The sequence below is a fragment of the Kitasatospora sp. NPDC059088 genome (genome assembly GCF_042738155.1).
Lineage (GTDB): Bacteria > Actinomycetota > Actinomycetes > Streptomycetales > Streptomycetaceae > Kitasatospora.
The window spans coordinates 1-9,106 of the sequence record NZ_JBHYGR010000173.1; the positions used below are offsets into that span (position 1 = coordinate 1).

Consider the following 9,106-nt stretch of genomic DNA (forward strand, 5'->3'; position numbering starts at 1 on the left):
CAGCCGTTCACACCGGGTGCGGCCCCTGCCGCCGTCCCTGCTCCTGCTCCTGCTCCTGCCGCTACTCCTGCCGCACGGCCGCCGCCAGGTGCGCACGGAACCAACGGTGGGCAGGATCGGCCGAGTTGCGCGGGTGCCAGGCCATCCCCAGTTCCAACGGCGGGAGTTCGAGCGGGATCGGGAAGGTGCGCAGGCCCAGCGCCTCGAAGGCCTCCGGCAGCCAGTCCGCGGCCCCGAGCGTCACCAGGTCGGAGTCCCGGGCCAGCAGCATCGCGGCGGTGTGGCTGGGCACCACCACCGCGACCCGGCGGCGCAGGCCGCGCTCGGCCAGCGCCGCGTCGATCGGCCCGAGCCGCTTGCCGCGCCGCGAGACGCCGATGTGGTCGGCGGCGGCGAACCGCCGGGCGGTGATCCGCCCGTCGAACAGCGGGTGCCCGGCCCGCGCCACGCCGGCCACCGGCGCCGTCACCAGCGGCCGGGTGCGGATCTCCGGGTCCAACTGCCCCAGCACGCCGACCTCGACGTCCACCCGCCCCTGACGCAGGCCCGGTCCGCCCTCCAGCGACTCCGGCAGGAACAGCACGTCCACGCCCGGGGCCTCGGCCCGGATCCGCCCGGTCAGCCGGCCGGCCGCCCGGACCAGCACCGCGTCCGTGCTCTGCACCGTGAAGGTCCGCTCCAGGTGGACCGGGTCGAAACCCGCCCCGGGCCGCAGCACGTTGTCGCAGCCCCGCAGCAACTCCGCCACCTCCTCCCGCAGTTCCAGCGCCCGCGGGGTCGGCACCAGCCCCTGCCCGGCCCGCACCAGCAGCGGGTCGCCGACCGCGCGGCGCAGCCGGGCCAGCATCCGGCTCGCCGCCGCCGGCGAGGTGCCGAGCCGCTCGGCGGCCCGGGTCACGCTGTTCTCCTGGAGCAGGGCGTCCAGCGCCCGCAGCAGGTTGAGGTCCATCAGTGGGCTCCTGAGCTGCATTTTTACGTCCGGGGCAATGATCCCGTGCCGATCCTTGCATGGCTCGACCGGCCTGGGGCGAGCACAGTGGGAACCGTTCACGAAGCACCCGCCGGCACCCACCGGCCACCCACCAGGAGTTCCCGTGCCGAACACCCCCCTCGACGCCCGCGCCCACCTCGACGCCCGCGCCCACCTCGCCGGCGACGTCCTCGCCGTCGTCAGCCAGAGCGGCCCGACCGTCTCCTTCTTCGACGCCGCCACCGACGCCCTGCTCGACACCGTCGAGGTCCCGGCCCAGCCGCACGAGCTGTGCTTCGACCCGACGCAGCGCCTGCTCTGGTGCACCAGCGCGTACCGCTCCGGCTACTACAACGCCCACGACGGCCACAGCACCGAACTGACCGTCATCGACGCCGGCACCCGCACCGTCGTCGAGGTGATCGACCTCGCCCCCGAGCACGGCCCGCACGGCCTGGCCCTGGACCCGGTCCGCGGCCGGCTCTACGTCAGCGTCGAGGCCTCGGCGGACCGACCCGGCGGCGTGGTGGTCGTCGACACCGCGACCCGCCGCCCGCTCGGCCGGATCGACACCGACGCCCCGGGCCCGCACTGGTTCGCCATCTCCCCGGACGGGCGCACCGGTTACGCCACCAACAAGGAGGCCCCGTACGTCTCCGTGGTCGACCTCGACCGCGGCACACTGACCGCCAAGATCACCGTCCCCGGCAGCGAGGGCCTGGCCGTCTCCGCCGACGGCGCCCGGGTGTACGTCGGCGGGCCCTACCTCGGCTTCGCCGGGAAGCCCGACGCCGCGCCCGGCATCCGCGTCCTGGACACCCGTACGGCCTCCGTGGTCGACGTGCTGCCGACCGGCTCCGCCGTCCTGCCGGTCCACCTGACCAGCAGCGGCCGCCTCCTGGCCGGCGAGATCCACGCCACCACCAGCCCCGACTCGCCGCTCGGCCGACAGGACCCCGGCTGCCTCACCGTCTTCTCCGCGGCCACCCACCGCAGGCTCGGCTCCGTCGAGGTCGGCCGGTTCCCGCTGACCATCACCTCCTCTCCCGACGGCCGGTTCGGCTACGTCGCCTCCGTCGTCTCCTCGACCGTGGACGTCGTCGACCTCGACACCCTGACCCCGGTCACCCGCCTCACCGTCCCCAAGCTCGCCGAGCCCGGCGCCCACGGCCTGGCCTACCTGCCCCGCCCGGCCTGACCCCTCCCGGCTCCGTGCTCCGGGCCGCGGCAGGAGTCTTGCCGCCGCCCGGTGCCGGGCGCATCCTGGGGCCCACCCGTCGTACCGGGAGGGAGAGGGGACAGGATGCGACGCCGCCTCGGGGCGCTCTGGTCGACGCTGGCACTGGTGACGGCGCTCGGCCCGGCCACCGCCTGCGATCCGGCCCTCGACCCCGGCACCTACCGCCACCCGGTGCCGCTCCCCGAGGCCGCCCCGCCCTCCGCCCAGTGGATCGCGGACCTCGTCGGCGGGCTCAACCTGCCGCCGCAGTGCCCGAAGCCGGCCCTGGCGACCATGGTCGTCCTCGACACCGACGGGCGGACCCGGGCCGTGGCCCTCTGGCTGCCGGACAACCTCGACGTCTGCTACGCCGTCGTCAACCACGCGGGCGTCACGCCCACCACCGTCTGGTTCGCCGCCATCGCCGACCTCGTCCCCCGCACCCCGATGCCCGCCGACACCACGGCGGGCGTGGACTCCTACGCCTTCACGGCCTACCGCGGCCAGGTGGACGACATCACGGTCTCCGGCGACCCGGACCACCTCGTCAGCCCCGTCCGGCGCCGCACCCTCGACCTCGGCGCCGGCGACCTCGTCACCTTCGCCGCCTACCACTACCGGATCCCCCCGACCGGCCGCCCGCTCACCCTCACCCTCTGCACCCCCACCGGCACCTGCCGCGACGCCCACTGACGCACCGTCACCTCCGTGCGGGACCGGGACGGTTCCGTGACCCCGCAGCGCCTTGTCGGCCACCCCGCCCTGGCCGACCCTGGACCCATCGGAGCGCTACGGGGGGTACGCGATGAAAGGCCTTGCGGGACTGGTGAGTTCGGTGGCCGTCCTGGCCGCCGTGACGGCCTGCGGAGTCTTCGCCGACGACGGGCCGCCACGCCACGCAGTGGTGCTGCCCGAACCGGCGCCGCCGTCCGCCCAGTGGATCGTCGACGCCGTCGACCGGCCGGGGCTCCTGGTGAAGCAGTGCCCGAAGCCGACCCTCGCCACCCTCGCGGTACTCGACGACGACGGGCACTCCCGAGCGGTCGCGTTCTGGTTGAAGGACAACCTCGACGTCTGCTGGGTACACCTCGGCGACCCGTGGGACGGAACCGAGTTCATCCCGATCGACGATCAGACCAGGGACACGGAGCTGGTGGCGAACGGGGTGCTGGGGCCGGAGCAGTACCTGTTCACCGCCTTCTCCGGCCGCCAGGACGACGTCAAGGTGACCGGCGACACCGACCACGTCGCCGCCCCACCCCGCTTCCGCGCGGTCGACCTCGGTGGCGGCAGGTTCGTCACCTTCGCCGAGTTCCGCCTCCTGTCGCCCACCCACGGCGAGGACCTCACGGTGTACCTCTGCCCCACCTCCGGCGACTGCCACTACACGAGCCCCTCCGCCACCGAGTTCCCCACCCTCCCGACCCCCGAGTCATCCCCCAAGAGCACCCCCTAAGGGAGTGAACGCGCACGCCAGAGGGCATGGCAGGTCGTGGCAGTCAGTCCGTCGAGCGTGAGAAGGTAACGCGCATGAAGCCCATCAATTTCGTCCTCAACGTCATCTGGCTGCTCTTCTGCGGCATCTGGATGGCCATCGGGTACGTCGTCGCCGGAATCATCTGCTGCGTGCTGATCGTGACCATCCCGTTCGGCATCGCCTCGTTCCGGATCGCCGGCTTCATACTGTGGCCCTTCGGACGGACGACCGTCGAGCGGCCGGACGCCGGGGCGGCGTCCTGCGTCGGCAACGTGATCTGGTTCGTCTTCGCCGGGTGGTGGCTGGCGATCGCGCACCTGGTGACCAGCATCCCGCTGTTCCTGTCGATCATCGGGATCCCCTTCGGCTGGGCCAACCTCAAGATGATCCCGATCTCGCTGATGCCGCTCGGCCGCGAGATCGTCTCCACCGACGAGGCCTGGGGCACCCGCTACTGAGCGCCACCACCGACGCTGATGGCCGACGAGGGAGCCTCCTCGTCGGCCATCAGCGTTTGCGCTGGTCAGATCTGCGGGCATCACCCTGGACCACGAACGTCTGCGCTTCTGCCTCCACCCGCCGGCCCCGGAACCGCTGCCGAGGTGCAGGATCAGGCCGGTACCAGGTCCGCGTAGAAGATCACGTTCCCGGTCCGGTGCCCGTCCCTGATCTCACCACCGCAGGTCAGCAGCCGCAGTTCCGGCCGGTCGGTGGCGCCGTAGACCTTCTCGGTCGGGAAGGCCTTCTTGTCCACCTTCTCGATCTCGCGGACCGCGAAGACGGCCGTGGTGCCGTCCTCACGGGGCACCGCGATCCGGTCGCCGAGCCTGATCTTCTCGACGTCCTTCATCAGGGCCGGCCCGTGCCTGGTGTCGAAGTGGGCCACGAGCACGGACGCCCCCGGTTCACCCGGGGTCGGACTCCCCTCCCACCACCCCGGAAGGTCCGCCTCCTTGGCGGGATCCGGCACCCCGAGCTCGCCCTTGTCGTCGATCTTCAGATCGACCATCCTCTTCGCGTCGACACCGGCCGACCCGATCTTGAGCCCCGTCGGCCGGGACTTCGGAAGGGAGGCCGCCGCAGTGGCCGGCGACGCGGTAGCGGTGCTGACGATCTCGGGGGCGGCGGGGAGCACAGGGCTGTCCCCACCGCCGCAGGCGGTGAGCAGGGCAGCCGCCGCGACGGCGACCGCAACGACGGTGACACGGGTTCGGGTCATGGGTGTCCTCCAGGCAGGCATGGAACGGCCGCCGGGCGGGGGGAAACCCACTCGCGCGGCGGCCGTCGATCGAGGGATCAGACGTTGCCGCGGCCGCGCCACAGCAGCACGAAGCCGAGGCCGGCGGCGCCGACGGCGGCCGCACCGGCCCCGCCGTACACCAGCTCGGCGCTGTCACCGGATCTTCGCGGTGTACGCCGTGATCTTGCCCGTCCGGGTAGAGACGACCTGCTCGTGGACGTCGGCCACATAGCCGTCGGCCAGCTCCTGCGTGTTCGGCACCTCCTCGACCGTCAGGATTCCCTTGGAGTCCATGGTGAAGTCGTAGTTGTGGAGGCGGCCGGTCCTCACACGATCGACCCTCAGCTCGATGGACTCGCCAGTCAGGTCATAGGTGATGGTCACCCCGATCGGATTGTCGCTCTTGTACCGCGTGCTGTAACCGTCGGGCAGGTCGTGGGACTTTGCCTTCGACGCGGCCTGCAGTGCGTTGGACGAAGGGGCGTGCCCGGTGTCGGCGGCGTGGGCGAGGCCCAGGGGGAGGGACAGGGCCGCCGTGGCACCCACGACGGTGACAGCAACTCGGAGAGCGGAACGCATTTTTCGCGAATCCCCTTGTCTCGCTGACCGAGATCAGCGACTCATCGGATGAATTTCGGGAAGCGTACGTTCGACCAAGGAGAGACAAGTAATACGCCTGAACGGGCCTTCAGGTACAAGACCAACCGCCCGCCGGGAGTTCACTTCAGTGGATTCACCAAAGGTGACCGAACCCGCCCCAGAAGGTCCTGCAGTCCTGAAACCGTTGGGGTTCTGAGTTATTGACCTTGCGTGGGTGAGCCGCCTGGGGACGCTCTGCTCTTGTCGCCGTCGGCACAGGAGGTGGAGCGGCAGGCCGTGGTGGAGCATCGACCCTGTGAGCTCGGGCTTGCCGGCCAGTTCTGGACGCCCTCACAGGTCGGCTCCGACCGAGTCGCGTCGCCGCAGCCCTCATCTGGCTCGGCAGACTCCCCACCTGAGATGACTCCCAAAGGCAGCTGTGGGGGCAACAAAGGTGAATGGGGATTCATCCTCTGTCGACGATGTATCGATTATTCTCCGGCCGCGTGGACGATCGATCCTCGCCCGGACCTCTCAGTCGAGAGGAACGGTGGCGCGGACGTGCCAACCGGTTGCGTGTTCGTAACGCCTTCCTGCCGCCGTGGTCGGCCACGGACACCGACACAGCGCCGACAGAGGAACGGGTGGCCGAAACCGAGAACCGGGTAGCGCGGGAAGAATGTCGGCGGATGTTGATGAGTGCCTCGAGCACCAGCCGGTAGACGGCGTCCTCAACCTCGGGCGGGGCAGCGCCGATCACGAAACGGTCGATCAGGTCCGCCAGGCCGAAGGCCCTCGCCGGCGGCTGTTCGGTGAGCGGCCGGCCTTCCGACTCATGAAGGGTCCGCAGCGTGCCCTCCATGGGCTCCAGGGCACGGAGCCCGGCCGAATCGAGCCGGTCGAGCAGTTCCTCGATCTGCGCCGCGTCGTGGCCACTGACCTGGGCCGCCTGCACCTCCAGCAGGATGCCGGTGACCTCGTGGGCCACGAAGTCGTGCAGGTCCCGGGCTCCTTCGAGCCGCTGCTCGCGGCTGGCTTCGCGTACGGCGCGGACCCGGCGGGCGGCCAGGGCTCCAACTGCCCGGAGCCACCCGTGATCCCCAGTACCCGTGTCCGTCCCCGCCGCCGCGCCAGGCTCCTCGGCGCCACGGCCGCCTGCAGCCAGCGTGCCGACCTGCCCCCGGAGCCCAAGGTCACCAGCACCTCGGCCGCTTCGACCCCCAGTGCCGTCGCACGGGCGTTGCCGAAGGCGCGCCCGACCGGGATGAGGATCGAGGCGGCCGGTGTCGACAGCAGGAAGATGGTCGACCTCGAGCTCGACGCCACGGGCGAGCTCGGTGTCCCGGATCCCGACACCGACGCGAACAGCCCCGGCTGGTGGACCGGGAGCGTCACCCCGGGTGAGACCGGGATCGCCGTCCTGGTGGCGCACTTCGACACCAGGCACGGCCCTGCGCTGATGAAGGACGTCGAGAAGGTCGAGCTGGGCGACACCGTCGTCGTCCGGCGCGAGGACGGCAGCACCGCGGAGTTCAGGATCCGTGAGATCCAGAACGTGAACAAGAAGGACTTCCCGACCGACAAGGTCTACGGTGCGACCGACCACGCCGAACTCCGCCTGCTGACCTGCGGCGGCGGGATCGAGCACGGGCACCGCACCGACAACATCATCTTCTACGCCGACCTCGCCGCGTAACGCGCGCCTCCCACGGGCGGCGGATCGGCGACGCCGCGGCCCGTCCCCGCCCGGGGGCGGGCCGCGGGCGTTCCCGGGGTCAGAGGCCGAGAATACGCAGCGCCTGCGCGCGCATCTCGACCTTGCGGATCTTGCCGGTGACGGTCATCGGGAACTCCTCGACCACGTGCACGTAGCGCGGGACCTTGAAGTGGGCCAGCCGCCCGGCGCAGTAGGCGGCCACGGCCTCGGCGGTGAGCGGCTCGGCGCCCTCGCGCATCCGGATCCAGGCCATCAGCTCCTCGCCGTACCTGGGGTCGGGGACGCCGATCACCTGGACGTCGAGGACGTCGGGGTGGGTGTACAGGAACTCCTCGATCTCGCGCGGGTAGAGGTTCTCCCCGCCGCGGATGACCATGTCCTTGATCCGGCCGGTGATGGCGAGGTAGCCGTCCGCGTCCATCACCGCGAGGTCCCCGGTGTGCATCCAGCGGGCCGCGTCGACGGCCTCGGCGGTGCGCTCGGGCTCGTCCCAGTAGCCGAGCATGACGGAGTAGCCGCGGGTGCACAGCTCGCCGGGCTCGCCGCGCGGGACGGTGCGGCCGGTGGCCGGGTCGACGACCTTGACCTCCAGGTGCGGGCCGACCCGGCCGACGGTGGAGACCCGGCGCTCGACCGGGTCGTCGGTGCGGGTCTGGGTGGAGACCGGCGAGGTCTCGGTCATGCCGTAGCAGATGGACACCTCCGCCATGCCCATCCGCTCGATGACCTCCTTCATCACCTCGGCCGGGCAGGGCGAGCCCGCCATGATGCCGGTGCGCAGGCTGCCCAGGTCGTAGCGGTCGAAGTCCGGGTCGGCGAGTTCGGCGATGAACATGGTCGGCACGCCGTACAGCGAGGTGCAGCGCTCGGCGGCGACGGCGGCCAGGGTGGCGCCGGGTTCGAAGGAGGGGGCCGGGATGACCACGCAGGCGCCGTGCGAGGTGGCGGCGAGGTTGCCCATGACCATGCCGAAGCAGTGGTAGAAGGGCACCGGGACGCAGATCCGGTCCTGCTCGGTGTAGTCGAGCAACTCGCCCACGAAGTAACCGTTGTTGAGGATGTTGTGGTGCGAGAGGGTGGCGCCCTTGGGGAAGCCGGTGGTGCCCGAGGTGTACTGGATGTTGATCGGGTCGTCGGGGGCCAGCTCGCCCTGGCGGGCGGCCAGCGGGGCGGGGTCGGCGGCGCGGCCGGCGGCCAGCACCTCGTCCCAGGCGGGGCTGCCGAGCAGCAGCACCCGCTCCAACCCGGCGCAGCGGGGCCGGACTTCGCCGATCATCCCGGCGTAGTCCGAGGTCTTGAAGCGCTCGGCGGCGACCAGCAGCCGGATCCCGGCCTGGTTCAGCACGTACTCCAGCTCGTGCGCCCGGTAGGCCGGGTTGACGGTGACCAGGACGGCGCCGAGCTTGGCGGTGGCGTACTGGGTGAGCGTCCACTCCGCGCAGTTGGGGGCCCAGATGCCGACCCGGTCGCCCTTGGCGATGCCGAGCTCCAGCAGGCCGAGGGCCAGCGCGTCGACGTCGGCGGCGAGTTGGGCGTACGTCCAGCGGCGGCCGGTGGGGCGGTCGACCAGGGCGTCGCGGTCGGGGAAGGCGCGCACCGCGCGGTCGAGGTTCTCCCCGATGGTGTCGCCGAGCAGCGGGACGGCCGAGGCCCCGGAGGCGTAGCTGCGCTGGGCGGGCGGTGTCGGCACGGGCGGGCTCCTGGGTGCGGCGGTGCGGGACAGGGGACCATGCTCGCGGTCCCCGGCCCGCGCCGCCACCCCCGAACGGGGGTACCGGCACGGCACCCGGGGGGGCCCCGCGGGGGGGGGGGCGGGCCGCGGGGGGGGGGGGGGGCGCGTGGGGTGGGGTGTGTCGCGGGGGGGCGGGGGTGGGGGGTAGAGGTGGAGGAGGGTGTGGGGGCGC

General features: G+C 71.9%; 10 protein-coding genes. 5 read left to right on the top strand and 5 right to left on the bottom strand.

What is annotated here, in order from left to right; translation table 11 throughout:
• Positions 1-61: 61 nt before the first annotated feature.
• Entirely contained in the window at positions 62-949 is an 888-nt protein-coding gene (locus tag ACFWXO_RS40960; protein ID WP_380531242.1) for a LysR family transcriptional regulator, read from the bottom strand.
• Between the two features lie 145 nt (positions 950-1,094).
• Between ACFWXO_RS40960 and ACFWXO_RS40965 the strand changes: the two genes are divergently transcribed.
• The 4 genes from ACFWXO_RS40965 (at position 1,095) to ACFWXO_RS40980 (ending at position 4,124) form a co-directional block, all read left to right on the top strand.
• Positions 1,095-2,168, top strand: a complete 1,074-nt coding sequence (locus ACFWXO_RS40965; RefSeq protein WP_380531245.1) for a YncE family protein — start codon at positions 1,095-1,097, stop codon at positions 2,166-2,168.
• Positions 2,169-2,273: 105 nt separating this feature from the next.
• The gene (locus ACFWXO_RS40970; protein ID WP_380531248.1) at positions 2,274-2,882 is read left to right on the top strand and encodes a hypothetical protein; all 609 of its coding nucleotides are present in this window, start codon (positions 2,274-2,276) and stop codon (positions 2,880-2,882) included.
• A gap of 112 nt (positions 2,883-2,994) precedes the next feature.
• Entirely contained in the window at positions 2,995-3,645 is a 651-nt protein-coding gene (locus ACFWXO_RS40975; protein WP_380531251.1) for a hypothetical protein, read from the top strand.
• A gap of 74 nt (positions 3,646-3,719) precedes the next feature.
• A complete protein-coding gene (locus ACFWXO_RS40980) occupies positions 3,720-4,124 on the top strand; it encodes a YccF domain-containing protein (protein WP_375883580.1) in 405 nt (134 codons plus the stop codon).
• A 152-nt stretch (positions 4,125-4,276) separates the two neighbouring features.
• On the opposite strand, the gene ACFWXO_RS40985 is transcribed toward ACFWXO_RS40980, so the two are convergent.
• The 3 genes from ACFWXO_RS40985 to ACFWXO_RS40995 all read right to left on the bottom strand — a co-directional run bounded on the left by ACFWXO_RS40985 (position 4,277) and on the right by ACFWXO_RS40995 (position 6,473).
• Entirely contained in the window at positions 4,277-4,885 is a 609-nt protein-coding gene (locus ACFWXO_RS40985; protein WP_380531255.1) for a class F sortase, read from the bottom strand.
• 174 nt (positions 4,886-5,059) lie between these two features.
• Entirely contained in the window at positions 5,060-5,485 is a 426-nt protein-coding gene (locus tag ACFWXO_RS40990) for a hypothetical protein (protein WP_380531258.1), read from the bottom strand.
• Between the two features lie 466 nt (positions 5,486-5,951).
• Positions 5,952-6,473, bottom strand: coding sequence for a hypothetical protein (locus tag ACFWXO_RS40995; protein WP_380531261.1), 522 nt, complete (start codon positions 6,471-6,473; stop codon positions 5,952-5,954).
• Between ACFWXO_RS40995 and ACFWXO_RS41000 the strand changes: the two genes are divergently transcribed.
• Complete coding sequence (locus tag ACFWXO_RS41000; protein WP_380531264.1) at positions 6,465-7,181, top strand: sortase domain-bontaining protein; 717 nt, start codon at positions 6,465-6,467, stop codon at positions 7,179-7,181. The genes ACFWXO_RS40995 and ACFWXO_RS41000 overlap by 9 nt on opposite strands.
• A gap of 79 nt (positions 7,182-7,260) precedes the next feature.
• On the opposite strand, the gene ACFWXO_RS41005 is transcribed toward ACFWXO_RS41000, so the two are convergent.
• Positions 7,261-8,892 (bottom strand): AMP-binding protein, encoded by a 1,632-nt coding sequence (locus ACFWXO_RS41005; RefSeq protein WP_380531267.1) that lies wholly within the window; start codon positions 8,890-8,892, stop codon positions 7,261-7,263.
• Between the last annotated feature and the right edge of the window lie 214 nt (positions 8,893-9,106).